This is a genomic window from Bacillus sp. ISL-57 (genome assembly GCF_018613135.1).
Classification (GTDB): Bacteria; Bacillota; Bacilli; order Bacillales; family DSM-1321; genus Peribacillus; species Peribacillus frigoritolerans.
The window spans coordinates 209,078-228,841 of record NZ_JAGGQV010000010.1; the positions used below are offsets into that span (position 1 = coordinate 209,078).

At 40.4% G+C, this 19,764-nt stretch carries 20 protein-coding genes and 1 riboswitch; of the genes, 19 read left to right on the plus strand and 1 reads right to left on the minus strand.

Annotated features, from left to right (window positions below; genetic code table 11):
• Window positions 1-24 precede the first annotated feature (24 nt).
• From J7I90_RS15990 to J7I90_RS16005, 4 genes are all read left to right on the plus strand, one after another.
• The gene (locus J7I90_RS15990; RefSeq protein WP_214772823.1) at window positions 25-1,023 is read left to right on the plus strand and encodes an LLM class flavin-dependent oxidoreductase; all 999 of its coding nucleotides are present in this window, start codon (window positions 25-27) and stop codon (window positions 1,021-1,023) included.
• Between the two features lie 93 nt (window positions 1,024-1,116).
• Window positions 1,117-2,139, plus strand: coding sequence for an LLM class flavin-dependent oxidoreductase (locus J7I90_RS15995; protein ID WP_214772824.1), 1,023 nt, complete (start codon window positions 1,117-1,119; stop codon window positions 2,137-2,139).
• 93 nt (window positions 2,140-2,232) lie between these two features.
• Window positions 2,233-3,981 carry an aminodeoxychorismate synthase component I gene (pabB, locus tag J7I90_RS16000; RefSeq protein WP_214772825.1) on the plus strand — a complete coding sequence of 583 codons (1,749 nt, stop codon included), beginning with the start codon at window positions 2,233-2,235 and terminating at the stop codon, window positions 3,979-3,981.
• 101 nt (window positions 3,982-4,082) lie between these two features.
• Window positions 4,083-5,414, plus strand: coding sequence for a D-serine ammonia-lyase (locus tag J7I90_RS16005; protein WP_285289438.1), 1,332 nt, complete (start codon window positions 4,083-4,085; stop codon window positions 5,412-5,414).
• Between the two features lie 422 nt (window positions 5,415-5,836).
• On the opposite strand, the gene pdxR is transcribed toward J7I90_RS16005, so the two are convergent.
• Entirely contained in the window at window positions 5,837-7,231 is a 1,395-nt protein-coding gene (gene pdxR / locus J7I90_RS16010; RefSeq protein WP_214772826.1) for a MocR-like pyridoxine biosynthesis transcription factor PdxR, read from the minus strand.
• A 135-nt stretch (window positions 7,232-7,366) separates the two neighbouring features.
• Here pdxR and pdxS point away from each other — a divergent pair, with 135 nt between their 5' ends.
• The 15 genes from pdxS (at window position 7,367) to J7I90_RS16085 (ending at window position 19,750) form a co-directional block, all read left to right on the plus strand.
• Window positions 7,367-8,254, plus strand: coding sequence for a pyridoxal 5'-phosphate synthase lyase subunit PdxS (gene pdxS, locus J7I90_RS16015; RefSeq protein WP_214772827.1), 888 nt, complete (start codon window positions 7,367-7,369; stop codon window positions 8,252-8,254).
• Window position 8,255: 1 nt separating this feature from the next.
• Entirely contained in the window at window positions 8,256-8,855 is a 600-nt protein-coding gene (gene pdxT, locus J7I90_RS16020) for a pyridoxal 5'-phosphate synthase glutaminase subunit PdxT (protein WP_214772875.1), read from the plus strand.
• 144 nt (window positions 8,856-8,999) lie between these two features.
• Window positions 9,000-9,746, plus strand: coding sequence for an SDR family NAD(P)-dependent oxidoreductase (locus tag J7I90_RS16025; protein WP_214772828.1), 747 nt, complete (start codon window positions 9,000-9,002; stop codon window positions 9,744-9,746).
• 173 nt (window positions 9,747-9,919) lie between these two features.
• Window positions 9,920-10,507 carry a TetR/AcrR family transcriptional regulator gene (locus J7I90_RS16030; RefSeq protein WP_214772829.1) on the plus strand — a complete coding sequence of 196 codons (588 nt, stop codon included), beginning with the start codon at window positions 9,920-9,922 and terminating at the stop codon, window positions 10,505-10,507.
• Window positions 10,508-10,695: 188 nt separating this feature from the next.
• On the plus strand, window positions 10,696-11,229 hold the full coding sequence (gene ssuE, locus J7I90_RS16035) for an NADPH-dependent FMN reductase (protein WP_214772830.1): 534 nt from the start codon (window positions 10,696-10,698) through the stop codon (window positions 11,227-11,229).
• Between the two features lie 278 nt (window positions 11,230-11,507).
• A riboswitch (SAM riboswitch) is annotated at window positions 11,508-11,616 on the plus strand.
• Window positions 11,617-11,771: 155 nt separating this feature from the next.
• Complete coding sequence (locus J7I90_RS16040) at window positions 11,772-11,915, plus strand: YezD family protein (protein WP_082609336.1); 144 nt, start codon at window positions 11,772-11,774, stop codon at window positions 11,913-11,915.
• A gap of 169 nt (window positions 11,916-12,084) precedes the next feature.
• Window positions 12,085-12,801, plus strand: coding sequence for a phosphoadenylyl-sulfate reductase (locus J7I90_RS16045; RefSeq protein WP_214772831.1), 717 nt, complete (start codon window positions 12,085-12,087; stop codon window positions 12,799-12,801).
• A 57-nt stretch (window positions 12,802-12,858) separates the two neighbouring features.
• Window positions 12,859-14,007, plus strand: a complete 1,149-nt coding sequence (gene sat, locus J7I90_RS16050) for a sulfate adenylyltransferase (RefSeq protein ID WP_214772832.1) — start codon at window positions 12,859-12,861, stop codon at window positions 14,005-14,007.
• 43 nt (window positions 14,008-14,050) lie between these two features.
• The gene (cysC, locus tag J7I90_RS16055) at window positions 14,051-14,650 is read left to right on the plus strand and encodes an adenylyl-sulfate kinase (RefSeq protein WP_214772833.1); all 600 of its coding nucleotides are present in this window, start codon (window positions 14,051-14,053) and stop codon (window positions 14,648-14,650) included.
• Window positions 14,651-14,666: 16 nt separating this feature from the next.
• Window positions 14,667-16,292 (plus strand): nitrite/sulfite reductase, encoded by a 1,626-nt coding sequence (locus J7I90_RS16060; RefSeq protein ID WP_214772834.1) that lies wholly within the window; start codon window positions 14,667-14,669, stop codon window positions 16,290-16,292.
• 20 nt (window positions 16,293-16,312) lie between these two features.
• Window positions 16,313-16,528: a DUF3906 family protein gene (locus J7I90_RS16065; RefSeq protein ID WP_034306935.1), complete on the plus strand. Its 216-nt coding sequence runs from the start codon at window positions 16,313-16,315 to the stop codon at window positions 16,526-16,528.
• A gap of 19 nt (window positions 16,529-16,547) precedes the next feature.
• Complete coding sequence (cobA, locus tag J7I90_RS16070; RefSeq protein WP_057277558.1) at window positions 16,548-17,324, plus strand: uroporphyrinogen-III C-methyltransferase; 777 nt, start codon at window positions 16,548-16,550, stop codon at window positions 17,322-17,324.
• The gene (locus J7I90_RS16075) at window positions 17,324-18,085 is read left to right on the plus strand and encodes a sirohydrochlorin chelatase (RefSeq protein WP_214772835.1); all 762 of its coding nucleotides are present in this window, start codon (window positions 17,324-17,326) and stop codon (window positions 18,083-18,085) included. Before cobA ends, J7I90_RS16075 begins: the two co-directional genes overlap by 1 nt.
• Window positions 18,066-18,698 (plus strand): NAD(P)-binding protein, encoded by a 633-nt coding sequence (locus tag J7I90_RS16080; protein ID WP_214772836.1) that lies wholly within the window; start codon window positions 18,066-18,068, stop codon window positions 18,696-18,698. The genes J7I90_RS16075 and J7I90_RS16080 overlap by 20 nt, the downstream gene beginning before the upstream one ends.
• A gap of 152 nt (window positions 18,699-18,850) precedes the next feature.
• On the plus strand, window positions 18,851-19,750 hold the full coding sequence (locus tag J7I90_RS16085) for a sulfite exporter TauE/SafE family protein (RefSeq protein ID WP_214772837.1): 900 nt from the start codon (window positions 18,851-18,853) through the stop codon (window positions 19,748-19,750).
• Window positions 19,751-19,764 lie beyond the last annotated feature (14 nt).

Sequence of the window (19,764 nt, forward strand, 5' to 3'; positions counted from 1 at the left end):
AAAGCCAAGAAAGGAGGTAACAAAATGAAATTGAGCATATTGGATCAATCCCCGATTGCATCCGGACAATCAGCACAAGAAGCTTTGCAGGCTTCACTTCAACTCGCTCAAGAAGGAGATAGGCTGGGTTATTACAGAATCTGGTTAACTGAACATCATGATCTGCCTGGCCTGGCCTGTTCCGTTCCAGAGGTTTTGATAAGCTATGTTGGTGCACAAACAAAAAATATCCGGATTGGATCAGGGGCAGTGCTGCTTCCACATTATAAGCCATACCGAATAGCAGAGACATATAATATGCTAGCCACACTTTTTCCAGGCCGGATTGATATAGGAATGGGACGTGCTCCTGGTGGATCTGCCGAAGCAACTATGGCCTTATCCGATAATTTCCTTCAGAATGTATACAAAATGCCCGAACTTGTTCAAGAACTGTTGAATTTTCTAAGAGATGAATTTCCGAAAGAACATCCGTTTTCAAATGTCTCTGCTGCTCCTATTCCAATGGTATCCCCTGAACCATGGATATTGGGAACAAGCGGGAAAAGTGCAAAACTTGCCGCTGAGAATGGAACTGGATACGCGTTTGGGGAATTCATGAGCGAAAATGATGGTGTGCATAGTTTTAAACAGTACCGTGAGCACTTTCAAAAAAAAGGGTTACTCAAAGCACCTAAAACGATTATTACGGTATCGGCCATTTGTGCTGAAACGGAAGAATATGCGAAAGAAATCGCCCTCAGCAACACCCTATGGAAAATTCAAAGTGGACATGGGGAAAGAAAGCAAGTTCCAAGTATAGAAGAGGTAAGGAATCATGAATGGACTGAAAAAGAAAAAACACAGATGGAAACCATGCATAAAAAACTGATTTATGGTACCCCTTCACAAGTTAAGGATCGACTATTGACGATTCAGGAGAAATATCAAGCAGATGAAATCATGCTGATAACCATCACTCATAAGTTGGAGGATCGGCTTAATTCGTTTCGATTGATTGCCAGGGAAATCCTTAACAGTTAATCCCCTTAAGCATTTTATGTGCATTTTTTGTGTATTTTCTATATGATGGCTTTGCGTCCGATTTATCATAATTGAAAGAAAGAAGATGAAGATATGAATGCTGATCAACATGCAAAGAAACTTGGCGACATTTCTTTTTCCGTTCTGGACTTGGCTTCTATAGTTGAGGGTGGCACAGTTTCGGGAGCTTTTAAAAATACAGTAGAATTAGCTAAACATGCGGAGCAATGGAATTACAACCGTTTCTGGGTTGCGGAACATCATAGCATGCCTGGGATTGCAAGCTCTGCAACGTCAGTGCTTATAGGCTATGTTGCAGGCAGGACTGAAAGAATTCGGGTGGGTTCTGGAGGCATAATGCTACCGAATCATGCACCGCTGGTTATCGCAGAACAATTTGGAACATTGGAAGCAATGTATCCTGGCAGAATAGATTTAGGACTGGGGCGTGCTCCGGGAAGCGACCAATATACAGCCATGGCACTTCGGGGTGATGTACGTAATAACGGTCAGGATTTTCCTGAACAATTGGCGCAGCTCCGTAGCTATTTAGATGCGGATTCTAAACATAATCGTGTTCGCGCCATTCCTGGAGAAGGGCAGGACATCCCGATTTGGCTGCTTGGTTCAAGTGGGTTCAGTGCAGCATTATCAGCACAGCTGGGATTGCCATTTTCATTTGCAAGCCATTTTTCCCCTGAAAATACTCAACCAGCTTTAGCCCGCTACCGCAATAATTTCCAACCATCCGACGTTCTAGATAAACCTTATGTTATGGTTGGTATCAATGTTTTTGCAGCCGATACTACGGAAGAAGCGCAAAGGATTGCTACATCTTATCAACAGCAGTTCTTGAATTTGATACGGAACACGCCAGGTCAACTTGCTCCTCCAGTTGATACGATGGAAGGCCTTTGGACAGAATATGAAAAGGCCATTGTCATGAAGCAACTGAATGCTTCCATTATAGGAAATCCTAAAGAGGTAAAAGAGCAGTTGCAGTCATTTTTAAATGAAACACAGGCGGATGAAATGATTATAAACTCTGCCATTTATGATCAGGAAGCACGCCTTCGTTCTTATGAAATCATTGCAGAGGTTACTGGAATGAAATAATTATTAAAGAATGAGCTTGCAGATCCCATGTCTGCAAGCTTTTTTATAAAAATACATACCGATTGGCTTCATAAACAAAGTTAGGAGAGAGTAATGAAACGAGAAGATCCTTTATCCTTAATATTTCACTTCACAGATAAACAAGGTGACAGCAGGCCACTATATTTTGCGAATCCGAAAAAAGTGATCACCGCCCATTCAATTGAAGATGTCCTTCCCCAATTCCAAAAAGTCCAGGAAGCGATCGAACAGGGGAATTATGCAGCGGGATATGTTTCCTATGAAGCGGCCCCTGCTTTTGAACAATCCTTTAAAGTAAAAGATGGAGCCAAAATGCCATTATTATGGTTTGGGATTTTTGATAAACCGGAAGAGGAAATACCTGAAAAAATGACCGGGGCATTTAATTTAGCTGAATGGCAATCAGAAACGGATTCAAATGCCTATCGTTCTGGATTTCAAAGAATAAAATCAGAAATCAAGAAAGGCAACACATACCAAGTCAATTATACGATGCGTTTGCAATCCCAGTTCGAGGGAGATGACTTCGCGTTTTTTGAACGTTTGAAGAGAGCCCAACGCTCGAACTATAGTGCATATTTGAACGTGGGTTCACATCGAATCCTATCGGCTTCACCCGAGTTGTTTTTTCGTTGGGAAGATGGTCAGTTGATTACTCGGCCCATGAAGGGAACGGTAAAGCGGGGAACGACACTGAAAGGGGATCAGCTCAATGCTGAATGGTTGGCAGCCTCGGAAAAGAATCAAGCTGAAAACTACATGATTGTGGACCTGCTAAGAAATGATTTGGGAATGATTGCAGAACCAGGAAGCGTCGAAGTTCCACAACTTAAGGCAATTGAAAAATATCCGACCGTTTGGCAAATGACATCCACGATTACAGCCGATACGAATCCAGGAACAACAATCATTGATATATTCAAGGCCCTTTTTCCTTGTGGATCGATAACAGGGGCACCTAAAATTAAAACGATGGAAATCATCGCTGATATCGAGAATTCACCACGTGAAGTTTATTGCGGTGCAATCGGGTTCATCACGCCTGAATCCGAAGCTGTTTTTAATGTGCCGATTCGTACGGTCGTGATCGATAAGGAAACAGGGAAAGCCGAGTATGGGGTAGGCGGGGGGATCACTTGGGATTCCGAGTTATCGGAAGAATATGACGAAGCCTTTTTAAAAGCCAAATTATTGACGGTGGAAAGGCCTGCTTACAAACTATTGGAATCGATAAAGCTCAGCGATGGCGAATATTATTTGTTGAATGATCATATCGACCGGATGAAACAATCCGCTGAGTACTTCGATTATCGATTCTCTGAATCGTATCTTAGAGATCGACTCCAAAAGTATGCGGAAATAAACCATGGGACGTTGCAAAAAGTAAGGGTACTACTACATGAAAATGGCGAGTTAGAAGTCTCGGGACAAGCAATCAAGCCCCTTGATCCAGAATTCAAGGCCATACTGGCCGAAGTTCAAATATCAACGGCAAATCCATTTCTATTTCATAAGACCACCAATCGTGATGTCTATGAAAGCTTTCAAACGAATAATCCCGACTTCCAGGATGTTCTGCTTTGGAATGAAGAAGGATTCATCACGGAATTCACGAACGGAAATGTAGTGGTGAAGATAAATGGTGACCTCTATACCCCTCCGGTGGAATCAGGTCTGCTTGCTGGAACGTTTCGTCAAGAATTGATCAGGAAGAAGGAAATCAAGGTAAAAAACATTTCTAAGGCTGACCTCAATAACGCAGAGGAAATTTGGTTCATTAATAGTGTGCGAGGGAAATTAAAAGTGAATTTAACTTTCTAAGCTGATAATTCGTAAAAAAGTGAAAATTGTAATCTTTATTGCAGTTTGTTGAGTTATAGTAGATGATGAATACTACATATACGGAGGGGACTGCTGTGGAGATGCCTAAAATCGCAGGTTTATCAATTATGGATTGGAAAGCGAAAGATCCTATACTTAATAATGTGGTGGAGATGAATGAAGTCTTCTGGACGAATCCGCATTACGGTAACGAACAAGAAAATTCTATCGTCCAAGCTGAACAAGTTAAATCGGCTGAAGAAAGATTAAATAGATTTGCCAATTATATAATTAAAGCATTTCCAGAAACCGAACCAATGGAGGGGATCATTGAATCACCCCTAGTCGAGATTCCTTTCATGCAAAAAAACTTGGAAACATCCTATGGAACTAAAATTGCGGGAAAACTTTTGCTGAAATGTGACAGCCATTTACCTATATCAGGTTCAATCAAGGCACGCGGAGGTATTTATGAGGTCTTAAAACGTGCTGAGGAAATAGCAATGAAGCATGGCGGTTTAAAGCGGACTGATAATTATGGAGTACTTGCGAGTGATGAATATAAGGAGCTTTTTTCAAAATATTCGATTGCTGTCGGTTCAACCGGTAATTTAGGAATGAGTATTGGAATAATAAGCGCGAAGCTGGGATTTAAAGTAACGGTTCATATGTCTGCAGATGCTAAACAGTGGAAAAAGGATAAATTAACAAGTCTGGGTGTCATTGTAAAGGAATATGATGATGATTACAGTAAAGCTGTAGAAGAAGGACGTAAAGAAGCATCACTTGATCCCGATTGCCACTTTATTGATGATGAAAATTCCATGGATCTGCTGCTAGGTTATGCGACGGCTGCAACGCGCCTGAAGAAACAATTGAAAGAAATGTCCATTACAGTAGATGAAGATCATCCTTTGTTAGTGTACTTACCATGCGGAGTGGGCGGCGGCCCCGGCGGCATAACATATGGGCTCAAGTTAGCCTTTGAAGATGATGTACATTGTTTTTTTGCAGAGCCGACACATTCACCCTGCATGACGCTTGGATTGATGACAGGCCTTCATGACAAAGTTTCCGTTCAGGACTTTGGTATCGATAATAAGACGGAAGCGGATGGTCTTGCAGTAGGAAGGCCTTCAGCATTGGTTTCCAGTATGATGACGACCATGTTAAGCGGCAGCTATACCATAGAGGATAAAAGGTTATTCGAACTGCTCAAGGAAATGGCAGAGACGGAAGGCCATTATTTAGAGCCATCTGCCCTAGCAGGAGCATTTGGTCCGATACAACTTTTGTCAGCTCCAGAAGGAAGGGAATATCTTATGGATCAAAAACTGCTGGATAAAATGAACCAGTCGACGCATGTCATCTGGGCGACCGGCGGGAGCATGGTACCAAAAGATATGATGGAACTGTATTTATCTAAAAGTTAAAAAATTCCACAAGAGTGAAATTTTCAGAATCCAGGCAAACTCTTAGAAAAGTGAGTTTGCCTGGATTCTTTTTATTCGAAAAACCTCTCAGTTGTTTTCAGACGAAGCAGTTTTTCGTCCAAACCGCACTCTATTTGACCGACAACGAATTATTCGAACCCCGGAGCATACATTTTGCGGTCTATGATTCCATTCCCTTGTAATCGCTGGTCAAGCTGCATCTGCGGGAATAGCGAGTCCAAAGGAGACCCCACAGGCGCAATTGCGACAAGGAGGCTCCCGGACACCGCCCGCGGAAAGCGAGTGCCCTACGTTCCAATCAACGTTCAATATGTCCAAGCTAAAAAAACTGTAGACAAACTCGATTTTAATCGAAGTTTGTCTACAGTCTGTGAAGTTCACGTCAGTGAACTTCTTTTTATTTATATCCCCCATGAGTTCAATAAAAGGTGAATGGCGTTTTTTAATTCGGATTCAGGAATCCCTGCAAAGCCCAATATGATTTTTGGAGGGTGTTCGTCAATTTTTTCGATCGAATATGTCGATAGTCCATAAATTTTGATATGATCTTCGTTTGCCTTTTGAATAAGTGTCTGTTCATCCATGCCGTTCTTGACGATGAGGACGATATGCAATCCTGACCGCTCTCCAATGATTTTTATTTGTTCATGGGGTTTAAATAGATCAATCACTTTATCCAACTTCCGACGGTACACTTTCCTCATCCGATTTAAATGCTTTTCGAAATCACCCTCCTTCATGAACTGTGTCAACACATGCTGATCAATCCGAGAAACGGTTGAATGGTAAAAAGACAATTCCTGTTGGTGCATTTGTAACAATGGAGCGGGAAGGACCATATAACTGATCCGAATTGATGGCATCAATGATTTGGAAAATGACCCTAAATAAATCACCTTATCACCAGCATCCATACTTTGTAAGGAAGGAATTGTTTTTCCACTATAACGAAATTCACTATCATAATCGTCTTCGATAATATATCGGTTTGATGCCCCTTGAGCCCAGTTCAACAATCTCGTCCGTCTGTTAACGGATAGGATCGTCCCATTTGGGAAGTGATGTGAGGGAGTGACATACACAACGTCGATGTTTGAATCTTCAATTTGGTTCACCTTTACGCCTTCCTCATCAATTCGCAGTGGATGGACTTCATTTGGGTAGCTGCGTAAAATCCGATGAATCAAGTGATACCCAGGATCTTCAACACCATAGATGGCATTTTTATCGAATAGAAGGACAAGCTGCTGCAATAAAATTTCCATTCCTGCACCAATGATGATCTGTTCGGGAACACATTGTACACCACGTGCATGATACAAATAATGGGCAATTTCACATCTTAATTCATATTCCCCTTGGGAATCCCCAAGTAAAAGAAGATCTTGATGTGATTCATCGATTTTGCTTTTCATGTATTTTCTCCATTTTTCAAATGGGAAATGTTCCGTGTCAATTTGGCTGGGATGAAAATGATATAGCAATTCCCTTTCTTTATGATTGCTTTGTTCCAATGATACTTGGTTAGTTTGTGTATACTCTAAATCCTCGAATGTTTGAATATAGTACCCTTTTCTTGGTATGACTTCAACGTATCCCTCAGCAGTCAGTTGTTCATATGCAGTCTCGACAGTATTTTGACTTATTTGAAGGAATTCTGCCAATTTCCGTTTGGAAGGCAGTTTTGTGCCGTAAAGAAGACGGCCATCAATGATTTCTTTTTTAATATATGAATATAATTGTTCGTACAAAGCTACTTCACTTAATCGATTTAAATCACATGAAAGCATATTCATTTTTTTTGCCACCTTTTTGAAAAATATTACTGACCCTATTAAATTTATTAAAACTGACACTTTCAATGCGGTCAACTCTTTTTTATACTAAGCCTAACAAATCTAAAAAATGAAAATATTAGGGGGAAGAAAAAAATGGAAAAATTATTAGGAACTGACACAGTAAAAAGAGGAATGGCACAAATGCAAAAGGGTGGCGTAATTATGGACGTCATTAACGCAGAACAAGCAAAAATCGCAGAAGCATCCGGTGCGGTCGCTGTCATGGCATTGGAAAGGGTTCCTTCTGACATCCGTGCGGCTGGCGGCGTAGCAAGAATGGCAGATCCGCGAATTGTCGAGGAAGTAATGAATGCTGTCTCAATCCCGGTCATGGCTAAAGCAAGGATTGGCCATATCGTTGAATCAAGGGTCCTGGAATCCATGGGAGTGGATTATATCGATGAAAGTGAAGTGCTGACACCCGCGGATGAAGAATACCATATCCTAAAAAGTGATTTCACAGTACCTTTCGTTTGTGGCTGCCGTGATTTAGGCGAAGCTGCGCGCCGTATTGGTGAAGGAGCATCCATGCTTCGTACAAAAGGAGAACCAGGAACAGGTAATATTGTGGAAGCTGTGCGTCATATGAGAAAGGTACAGTCACAAATTCGCAAAGTGAGCATCATGAGTGATGATGAATTAATGACTGAGGCAAAAAATCTTGGAGCCCCATTTGAAATTTTAAGAGAAATCAAACGCACAGGTAAATTGCCTGTAGTTAACTTTGCAGCTGGCGGAATTGCCACTCCAGCAGATGCAGCATTGATGATGGAATTGGGAGCAGATGGCGTTTTCGTAGGGTCTGGTATTTTTAAATCTGAAAATCCGGAAAAATTCGCATCAGCAATCGTTCAAGCGACTACATATTTCACCGATTATGAATTGATTGGCAAGTTGTCCAAAGAATTGGGCAGTGCAATGAAAGGCATTGATATTTCCAAACTGGCTCCGGCAGAACGGATGCAGGAACGTGGATGGTAATATGATAACGATCGGTGTTTTGGGGTTACAGGGAGCGGTTGAAGAACACTTGAACCAAATCAAAGCTGCCGGCGAACAAGCGATTATAGTAAAAAAACCGGAACAGTTGCGGGAAATCGATGGCTTGATCATTCCAGGCGGAGAAAGCACGACGATGAGGAAGCTAATGGATCGTTATGGATTTATGGAACCGATCAAAACTTTCTTCGAAGGTAAAAAACCTATTTTCGGTACATGTGCGGGAATGGTATTGGCAGCCAATGAATTGACTGGCGATGAGGAGGCATATCTCGGACTAATGGACATTTCCGTGATAAGGAACGGATTTGGACGTCAACGGGAAAGTTTCGAGGCTGACCTATCCATCAAAGGAATGGAATACCCTTATAAGGCAGTATTCATCCGGGCGCCATTTGCTGATGAAGTTGGAGAAGGTGTAGAAGTATTGGCCGTTTATGAAGAGAATGTAGTGGCTGCGAGACAAGACCATGTCCTCGTAAGTGCATTTCATCCAGAATTAACAGGTGATGATCGCTTCCTTCAACTTTTCATTGAAATGGTGAAGACATCCGTAAGTAAGGCCGAATTGAAAACCTGCTAAACAAATGGAGCTGTCCTATTAATAGGACAGCTTTACTTTTGAAAGCTCAAAACTCTATAAAAATACATATTGCTTGAATTTACTATTCTTTACTTTTATAATAAAAAGTAAGTAATCACTTACTTATTTGAAAGGGGAATGTATATGACAGCAAGAGTTGCAGTTATTACAGGGGGAGCAAGCGGTATAGGCCGAGCCACATGCCTGAAATTCGCAGCAAAAGGGGACAAGGTCGTTGTTTCGGATTTTAATGAAGAAATGGGCCGGGAAACCGTTGATCAGATAACAGCTAATGGTGGAGATGCCATTTTTGTTAAAACGGATGTTTCTAAGCAGGAAGAGGTTGAATCGTTAATCAATAAAGCAGTGGAAACATACGGAAGGCTCGATATCATGTTCAATAATGCCGGCATTGGTGCGGGCGGTATGATCCTAGACCAAGATATGGAAGGTTACTACAAAACGATTGGAGTGAACCAGCACGGAGTTGCATTTGGAATCATGGCAGCAGGACGGAAAATGAAGGAACTGGGTAACAAGGGAGTCATTATAAATACCGCTTCTGTGTTTGGCTACTTAGCTTCCCATGGGACTTTTGCCTATCAGGCGACTAAAGGCGCTGTAAGAATGATGACACAGACAGCAGCTTTGGAATTGGGCGCTTATGGCATACGCGTTGTGGGCATTGCGCCGGGCGGCGTTGACACTCCTATCATACAAGGTTATAAAGACATGGGAATCATCGATAAATTGAACGCAAGTCAAATGCGCGGTGAATTGATTAAGCCAGAAGCCATTGCAAATGCCGTCTATCTATTATCGTTAGAGGAAGCGGATGCAATCAATGGAAGTGTAGTCATGGTCGATGATGGCTATGCATCTTTTAAGTGATTTTCATAAATGGAAAGCATCGTTCCAACCAGACGATGTTTTCCATTTATGATATATGGGAATATTGAATTCTAATAGATCAAAGGTAATATTGACCGATTGATACCAGCGATATATCATGGGAAATAGATTGGTGAAACCGGTCTTATCTTTATAAAAGAAGGTTGATATTTTTGAAAAAAGGGCAGCAAACCAAAGAACGAATCATAAATGTAGCCCGGACTCTTTTTGCCACTAAAGGTTTTGACATGACAAGAACGAATGAAATTGCCTCTGCATGCAATGTTTCCGAAGCTACTATATACAAATATTTTGACAGCAAAAAAGATTTACTTTTGGCTACAATTACCCCTAATGAAAAAGAGGAAACCGAAGATGGGACTAGCCATCTCTCCACAGATGACCTAGTGGAGAATCATGTTACTACCATGATAGAAAAAATTCTTAAAAATAAAGAACAGTTTTCGATATTATTTAGGGAAACACAATTCGATCAAGATATTTCAAAGCAATATGTAGATCAGATTTTCAAGCCAAATGCCAGGCATATTGAAATACAGAAGAGAATAGATAACGGAGAGATACAATATATCTCTGATATTATTTTATTTAATGTAGGGATCATTTCTTTCACATTGGCTTTATCTACACATTATGAGATCCATCAACAAAAAAAGGAGCCATATTTTACTTCTGAACGAATTAAGAGCATTGCTCAACTTTTGGTATATGGTATTCATGGGAAACAAAATCATACATAATGAAACGGTCATATTTAATGGCATGAGCATCAAGCCGTAAATATGACCGTTTCTTTTTTTCATTCAGAGAAGATGTCCAGAGTTTAAGATTTGACTTATATTTTTCAGACAATTACGATAAATTCATACTTCACGAAATGCTTTAAGAAAATTATATCTGGAAATCTTGTAACATTGGAGGGTATCAAATGAGCGATATCGTAATTTTATCAGGAAGTCCGGCTATTCCATCAAGAACGGACATTTCACTAAAACATATTCAATCATTAGTCGAAAATGCAGGATTTACTACAGCTTATTTCTCGATTACGGATTTCTCAGCAGATGATTTATTACAAGGGAAATATAATAGCGAAGAAATCTCAAAGCTTTCAGAGAGAATTCAAGCAGCCAGAGGAGTCATTATAGGTTCACCGGTTTATAAGGCTTCTTATACAGGTGTATTGAAAGCCTTGATTGATTTGCTGCCAGAAGGTGCTTTTAAGGGTAAGCCGGTGCTGCCAATCATGATTGGTGGAAGTAACAGGCATCTATTGGCGATTGACTATGCGCTTAAACCATTAATTTCAATATTAAAAGGAGAGCCGCTGCAGGGGATTTATTTCGTTGATAAGGAAATAGATAAACAGAATCCAGAAAACCCGATCAATGATTTGCATTTAATTGATCGCGTCCAAAGTCAGGTTCAAGAATTTGTAGAAGCGATACAGTTAAGAAATTAATGACTTCAATAAATTAATTCCTTGTATAGAAAGACTGGAACCCTAGAAATTTTTTAGAATAACACGCGTCAAAAATAGGCCCATTAATGAAAATAGACTCATTTTTTTGGAGATTTTATCTAAAAAGACGAGTCTATTTTCGCATTTATATGAACATAAAATCATAAATTGAATAGTGTGTATAAAAATAACAGTTCATCCATAATATTAAACCAAGTTATTTTATAAGAAAACTCCATTGACAAGGATTAAATATATGTTAATATTTAAAATAATAAAACTTATCCAGAGCGACGGAGGGAATTGGCCCTTTGAAGTCCAGCAACCTGCATGATGGATGCAAGGTGCTACCTCCAACAAAATGTTGATCATTTTGGAAGATAAGGTAAAGATATTTACCTTGCGATCTTTCCATCATGGAAAGATTTTTGTTTTTTTTGAAAATTCAGGAAGACCATAACATTGTAAGATTGTATGGAATTATATAAATCTAAGAAATTTAAAATAAAATATTCGCGGATTTTCTTAAAGGAGGAACTGGTTTGAATAAAGAGAATCAGCTTGAAGAAATTTTTGAACGACTTCAAGAAATGCTTAATTCAATGAAATATGGATCCATTACACTTATTGTTCAGGATGGTAAAATCATTCAAATGGAAAGAAATGAAAAACTAAGAATTAAATAAGGTATCTGCTGACTAGAAAAACTAGAGGCGGGTTTAACTGATATAAAGAGAGTATTGGTTAGATTCGTCTCTTTTTCCTAGATTCAATTAACCCGGGGAATATTACAACGGGAATTGATCAACAGTTAACCAAACCTGATACAGCAAGTTTTTAGAGGGGGCTACAAAGTTGGCTGCATTAATAAACTATGAAAATTTCAATACAGGGGACTTCCCCGTATTTCCTGAAGACAGTGAGACAAAAGGTGCTTTGGAAGTTCTGCAATGGGCGAATGACCATTATGGAGACAAACTGATTTATGCTTGCAGTTTTGGTATTGAAGGCATCGTGCTTACGGATTTATTGGCGAAGGTCAATCCTTCGGCAAAAATAGTTTTCCTTGATACAGATGTTCATTTTGAGGAAACTTACCAATTGATCGAGGAAGTGAAGAAGCGATATCCGAAGCTTTTGATCGAAATGAAGAAACCTGACTTGACGCTTGAGGAACAAGCGGCGGAATATGGCGATGAATTATGGCTTAGTGATTCCAATAAGTGCTGTAACATCCGTAAAATCATTCCGCTTACAGATGTGCTTTCATCGGCAACAGCCTGGCTTTCGGGACTGCGGAGGGAGCAATCCGAAACAAGGGCAAAGACCGAGTATATCAATAAGGATAATAAGTTCAAATCAGTTAAAATATGCCCACTCATACATTGGACCTGGAAAGATGTTTGGCGCTATGCCCACAAAAATGGACTTCCATATAATGTCCTGCATGATAATGGATATCCGAGCATTGGTTGTAAAACGTGTACTGCACCTGCCTTCAATGCAGATGATTTACGCTCAGGCCGTTGGCAGGGAGCTCAAAAAACGGAATGCGGATTGCATTTATCTTAAATAAATAAAAACAATAGGCTTAACTAAATAGAAACCAAACCATAGGGGGAAATTAGCATGACAATCAGTATACCGCACGGAGGAACATTAATCGATCTTTGGGAACCAAAATATGATTATAGTAAAATAACGAAGTCAATCGAAATCGATGAAATTGCTTTAAGCGATCTTGAATTGATAGGCACTGGTGCCTACAGCCCGATTAAAGGATTCTTTACAAAAAGTGACTATGAGACAGTGGTAAAGGATATGAGGCTTAGCAGCGGACATGTATGGAGCATCCCGATTACGCTGCCTTTGACCGAAGAAACTGCAGAAAGCCTTACTATAGGTGAAGAAGTAACATTAACCCATGAAGGTGAAACATACGGGGTTCTCGCCGTTTCTGATATTTACACTCCAGATAAGCAATTGGAAGCGACATTGGTATATCAAACAGATGATGAGAAGCATCCTGGAGTGAAAAATTTATATAACCGTGGGGATGTATATGTCGGTGGGGAAATAAAGTTAATCAAGAGAATAGAGCGTCCGCTATTTCAAGCTCATTATTTGGATCCAATCGAGACAAGGAAGGCTTTCGCTGAAAAAGGATGGGAAACGGTTGTCGGTTTCCAAACGAGGAACCCTGTTCACCGTGCACATGAATATATTCAAAAGACAGCATTGGAAATCGTCGACGGCTTATTCTTAAATCCTCTAGTCGGTGCCACTAAATCAGATGACATTCCGGCAGATGTAAGAATGGAAAGCTATAAAGTGCTGCTTGACAAATATTATCCTAAGGATCGCGTCTCCCTTGCAGTTTTCCCTGCTGCCATGCGTTATGCAGGACCTAGGGAAGCCATTTTCCATGCGATGGTCCGTAAAAATTATGGTTGCACCCATTTTATCGTCGGACGTGATCATGCGGGGGTGGGCGATTATTATGGCACATACGATGCTCAAAAAATCTTCGGGAACTTTAACGCAGATGAGTTAGGGATCACGCTATTATTCTTTGAACATAGTTTTTACTGTAAAGCATGTGGCAATATGGCTTCCGCTAAAACTTGTCCGCATGGCAAGGAAGACCATGTCATCCTGTCTGGAACGAAGGTTAGGGAAATGTTGCGTAATGGAGAAATTCCTCCAGCTACCTTTAGCCGTAAGGAAGTCATCGAGGTGTTGATAGAAGGTCTAAAAAAAAATGAAGTTTATAACTGATTGGACATAAATGGAAGGGTCACATAAAGAGGGGGATAATCAAATGAGTAAAAGTACGAATGTCACATGGCATGAGACGTCATTGACCAAGGAGCACCGACGGAAGCAGAACGGGCATGAAAGCACGGTTCTATGGTTTACAGGTCTATCTGGTTCCGGAAAATCAACGATTGCAAACGCGGTCGCTAAAGAGTTATACAATCGGAATATTCGAAGTTATGTTTTGGATGGTGATAATATCCGCCACGGTTTAAATAAAGATTTAGGTTTTTCTGAAGAGGATAGAACGGAGAATATTAGGCGCATCGGTGAGGTTTCCAAGTTATTCGTGGATAGTGGGCAGTTCGTATTGACCGCTTTCATATCACCTTTCAAGGCAGATCGGCAGATTGTACGTGATTTACTCGAAGATGGGGAGTTTATTGAAGTATACATAAAGTGTCCGATCGAAGAGTGCGAAGTGCGTGATCCAAAAGGGCTTTATGACAAGGCCCGTAAAGGCATCATTAAAGATTTTACCGGAATCGACTCTCCATACGAAGAACCTGAACAACCGGAAATCATTTTAGAATCCGACCAATACAGCATTGAAGAGTGCGTTGAACAGGTAATCGGTTATTTAACAGCAAAGAAAGCGATTTAATCAAGGAGGAAATGAAATGGTTTACGAGAAATTTTGGTCGGAAAATCCACTAATCGCTAAAAATAAAACGGAAATCTGGAAATTGGAAAAAGACGGATTGAAGATATTTGATGATATTCCACATTACGCAGCAAATGGGTTTGATTCCATCCCTAAAGAGAAATGGGATATGTTCAAGTGGGCAGGGTTATACCTGCAACGGCCAAAAGAAGCTGGTTATTGGATGATGCGAGTCGTTATTCCCGGAGGTATCCTGACTTATGATCAACAAATAACTCTAGCTAACATCGCTAAAGATTACGGGAGGGATGTATATGACATTACAACCCGTCAAGCCATTCAATTCCATTGGCTGACCATCGAACAGGTCCCGGATATATTGAACCGTTTGGAAAAGGTTGGATTGACTACGGCTGGTGCTTGTGGTGATATAACCCGTAATATCATCGGTAATGCATTGGCAGGCATCGATCCTGATGAACTTTTTGATACACGCGAGGTACTTTATGATGTATTTGAGTATTTCCGCCTTAACGAAGACTATTCGAACCTTCCGAGGAAATATAAAATGTCCATAAGTGCCAATATCCATAATGCTTCAAATGCTGAAATCAACTGTGTTTCATTCAATCCAGCTACTAAAGTAATTGATGGGGTAACGGAAGTCGGTTTTCACGTAAAAGTAGGCGGTGGGCTTTCCTCCGTTCCGATGCTGGCAGAAGAACTTGACTTATTCATTTTACCCGAAAAAACTGTGGAAGTGGCTGCCGCCATCACGACGATATTCCGTGACTTTGGGTACCGTGAAAAGCGTCATCGCTCACGTTTGAAATTCCTTGTCGCCGACTGGGGTCCTGAACAATTCAAGGAAAAATTGCTGGAATACACCGGTCCGCTTCCTGATAAGGGAGAAAGTGCGGTGAAGGGATGGAATGCAGGGTATTTCTACGGCATCCATAAACAAAAGCAATATGGTCTGAACTATGTTGGCGTCAATATACCAGTTGGTCGTCTAAACCCAGACGAAGTGATCGAGTTTGCCGAACTTGCAAAAAAATATGGAAATGGTGAAATCCGCAACTGTAATTCTCAAAATCTAATCATTCCTAATGTGCCGGATGCAAAACTTGAGGAATTAAAGCAGGAATCCATCTTTGAAAGATTTCCATATCAACCAAAGAAATTCATTGGATATTCCGTTTCTTGTACAGGCATCGAGTATTGCAACCTTGCTCTCGTTGAAACGAAAAATCGAATGAGGACCATTTCTGAATCACTGGACAAGGAAATAGATCTCGATGTGCCTGTAAGGATGCATATGGTCGGCTGTCCGAATAATTGCGGTCAAAGAGCCATCGCCGAAATAGGGCTGCAAGGCATAAAAATGAAAAACCAGGATAAAAAGATGGTCGAAGCTTTTGAGATATACGTTGGAGGAACGCTGAATGAGGGCGGGAAGTTCAATGAAAAGCTTAAAGGAAAAGTGGAAGCTGAAAAGCTCCATCATGTTCTGAAAGAAATAATCCTATTTTTCAAAGAAACAAAACTACTATCCGAAACCTTTCTCGATTTTGTGGAAAGGGTAGGGATAGCCGAATTACAAAGTAAACTGGATGATATATTAGCGGAAGTGGCCGTTTAATAGGGGAAGGTAAGCATTCCATGAATCTATACCGTTTTGAAGTCACTATCAAGGAAAAACCAATTCATGTCATCATTGTTGCCGATTCAGATGAAAAGGCGTTTGAACTGGTTGATATCGAGCTGGAAAAGCATTATTTGAAAATGCCTGAAGTGGATGACATCTCATTATATGAAAAAAGGAAAATTAAAAATGGAGCAGGTTTCGTTTTATCGGAATTCGAAACAATTCTCTAAGGGAAGGCAGGATGCAAAAATGGGGAAAGTATATCTAGTAGGAGCCGGTCCCGGAGATCCAGATTTAATTACATTAAAAGGATTAAAATGCATCCAAGAAGCTGATGTCATTTTATATGATCGACTTGTCAATAAAGAACTTTTGAATCATGCAAAAGACGGTGTCGAGCTGATTAATTGCGGTAAACTGCCGGATTATCATTTGTTGCAGCAGGATACCATCAATCGGTTCCTCGTGAAATATGCAAAAAAGGGAAAAATAGTCACCCGTTTGAAAGGCGGCGATCCATTCGTCTTTGGGAGAGGCGGTGAGGAAGCGGAAGCCCTTGCCAAAAGTGGCGTAAGCTTTGAAATCGTACCAGGAATTACGGCTGGAATCGCCGCTACAGCCTATGCGGGAATTCCAGTTACACATAGGGACCATGCTTCATCATTTGCAATTGTTACCGGTCATCGGAAAAAAGATGAAGAGGATAATATCAAGTGGGAATCCCTTGCAAAAGGAATCGATACATTAGCCATTTATATGGGTGTTAAAAACCTGCCATATATTCAAGGAAAACTTCTGGAACATGGAAAAAGTCCGGAAACTCCGGTAGCCCTTATTCATTGGGGTACATTAACAACGCAAAAAACAGCTGTCAGTACGTTGGCTAAAGTAGTGGAAACCGCCAATAACGAACAAATTTCGAATCCTTGCATGATAGTCGTGGGAGATGTCGTTAATTTACGGGAAAAGATCAAATGGTTTGAAGGAAAACAAACCGAAAATTTGTTGGCGAATGAGGCTTTTTAATGGAAGCCATTTTATATATTTGCCATGGCAGCCGTGTTAAAGAAGCTTCAGCCCAAGCCATTGATTTTATTAAAGTTTGTATGCAGGCACAGCCCTATTCCATTCAAGAGTATTGCTTCTTGGAATTGGAAACCCCTACGATTGAAGAGGCCTACGAAAGATGCATCCAAAAAGGTGCGACGAGAATATTGGCCATTCCAGTTCTATTGCTGACAGCTGTACATGCAAAACATGATATTCCAGTCATATTGAATAAAATGAAAGAACGCTACCCTGCTGTTGACTTGAAATACGGAAGGCCGATTGGTGTCAGTGAGAAAATGGTTGACATTTTAGTTGAACGGTTGGAGGAAACAAATGTAAGTGTTACGGAGGATTCCTTGGTTTTATTGGTTGGAAGGGGCAGCAGTGATCCCGACGTGAAAAGGGATTTGTCACGACTGGCCGATTTGCTAAGGAACAGGTTTTCAAAAATCCGGGTGCAAGAGTGTTATTTGACAGCTGCCACACCAAGCTTTGCAGAAGCATTGGAATTTGCAGAGGAATCTCGATCAAACCAAGTATTTATCATTCCTTACCTATTGTTTACAGGGCTCTTAATGCAATCGATTGAAAATAGTATAAAAAAGATCCAAAAAAAGGGGAAGCAAAAAATCATACTTTGCCGATATTTAGGTTATCACCCAAAGATTGAACTAGCAATATCGGAACGAATTCATGAAGTGAGTGGGGAGGGAGCCTATGTATCCAATTACGCTTAATATCGAGAACAGAAAGTGTGTCATCATCGGCGGTGGTAAAATAGCTTACTTTAAAGCGGGCCCCTTATTGGAAGCTGGTGCTGAAGTTACCGTCGTAAGCCCCGAAATATGCACAGGTTTTCAAGTGTTGGAGAAGGAAGGTAAGATTCGGGTCTTACTTAAGGAAGTGGAAGAAACTGACTATAAAGATGCATTTTTAATCATTGTTGCTACCAATTCTACTGAAGTAAATGAACGAGTTTACGAGAACGCATCCGAAAGTCAGTTGGTTAACGTAATCAGCAATCATGAGTTGGGTAATTTTCATATACCGGCCACATTGAATAGAGGCATGCTTTCCATAAGCGTTTCTACCAATGGAGCAAGTCCAACGCTCGCAAAAAAAATACGGAATGACCTAGGTAAAGTATATGAAGAATCATATGAAGAATATCTTGAATTCCTTTTTGAAGCAAGAATGATTATAAAGAATGGGTCATTTTCAAAAGAAGAAAAATCTAAATTATTGAAAGACTCAATAGAGGATATTTATAAATATTCCTTAAAAGAAAGATATCGTTTTTTAGCTAGGCTTTTACCAGTAGAAGCTGAAGAAAATATATCATTGGGCTGATCAGAAAAACTGAAGGCACTTAACCAACATGTCATTTCATTTTGGTTAGGTGCCTCTTTGTGTCTTAAAGGAAATCTAAATGATTTATGCAGGCAAACGGTACCATCGGGTCGATGATATAGGTTCTATTTTAGTGAAAAAAGGGGAATGTCATGAAAAAGTTAATCGTTTTGGCCTTTATCGGGTTTTTAGCCCAATTAATCGATGGTTCGCTTGGAATGGGCTATGGAGTGAGTTCCACGTCCTTATTGTTGACATTCGGGATTGCCCCTGCAGTAGCATCAGCATCCGTTCATTTATCGGAAGTAGTGACAACGGCAGTATCCGGAGCTTCACATATAAAGTTTGGGAACGTGGATAAAAATATGGTCTATCGCTTGATCATTCCAGGTTCTGTTGGTGCATTTATAGGTGCATGTTTCCTGAGTAACCTGCCAGCCGAATTAGCAAAACCGTATATTGCCATATTTTTATTTGGTCTTGGTGTTTACGTTTTATTCCGCTTTTTATTTATTTTTAAACCGTCAAAGGAAAATGAAACCGTAAGGCCATTGACCGCAAAACAATCCATTCCGTTAGGCCTTTTTGCAGGCTTTTGTGATGCAACAGGCGGAGGCGGTTGGGGACCGATTGCCACACCTGTTTTATTGTCAAAAAAAGGAATGACGGCAAGAAAAGCTGTAGGAACTGTAGATACGAGTGAATTTGCCATTGCTTTCTTTGGAAGTCTTGGTTTTATCATTTCTCTTGGATGGGAAGCTGTCAATTGGCTTTGGGTGGTAGCGTTGATAATTGGTGGAGTGGTTGCCGCACCAATTGCAGCCTGGCTCGTCAGGATGCTTCCTGCCCAATTAATGGGTGTTTTAGTGGGCGGTTTCATTATCTTAATTAATGTAAAAACATTATTAGCTACATGGGTTCCAATTGAAGCCCATATATACATCTATACTGGCATCGTGATAATATGGTTTTCTGGAATTCTTCTTACCATCAAAAAGATGGCCAATGCGAGAAAATATGATCATATCGAACGCCACCAGAATGTTTCGTGATTCCCGAGTTTGAA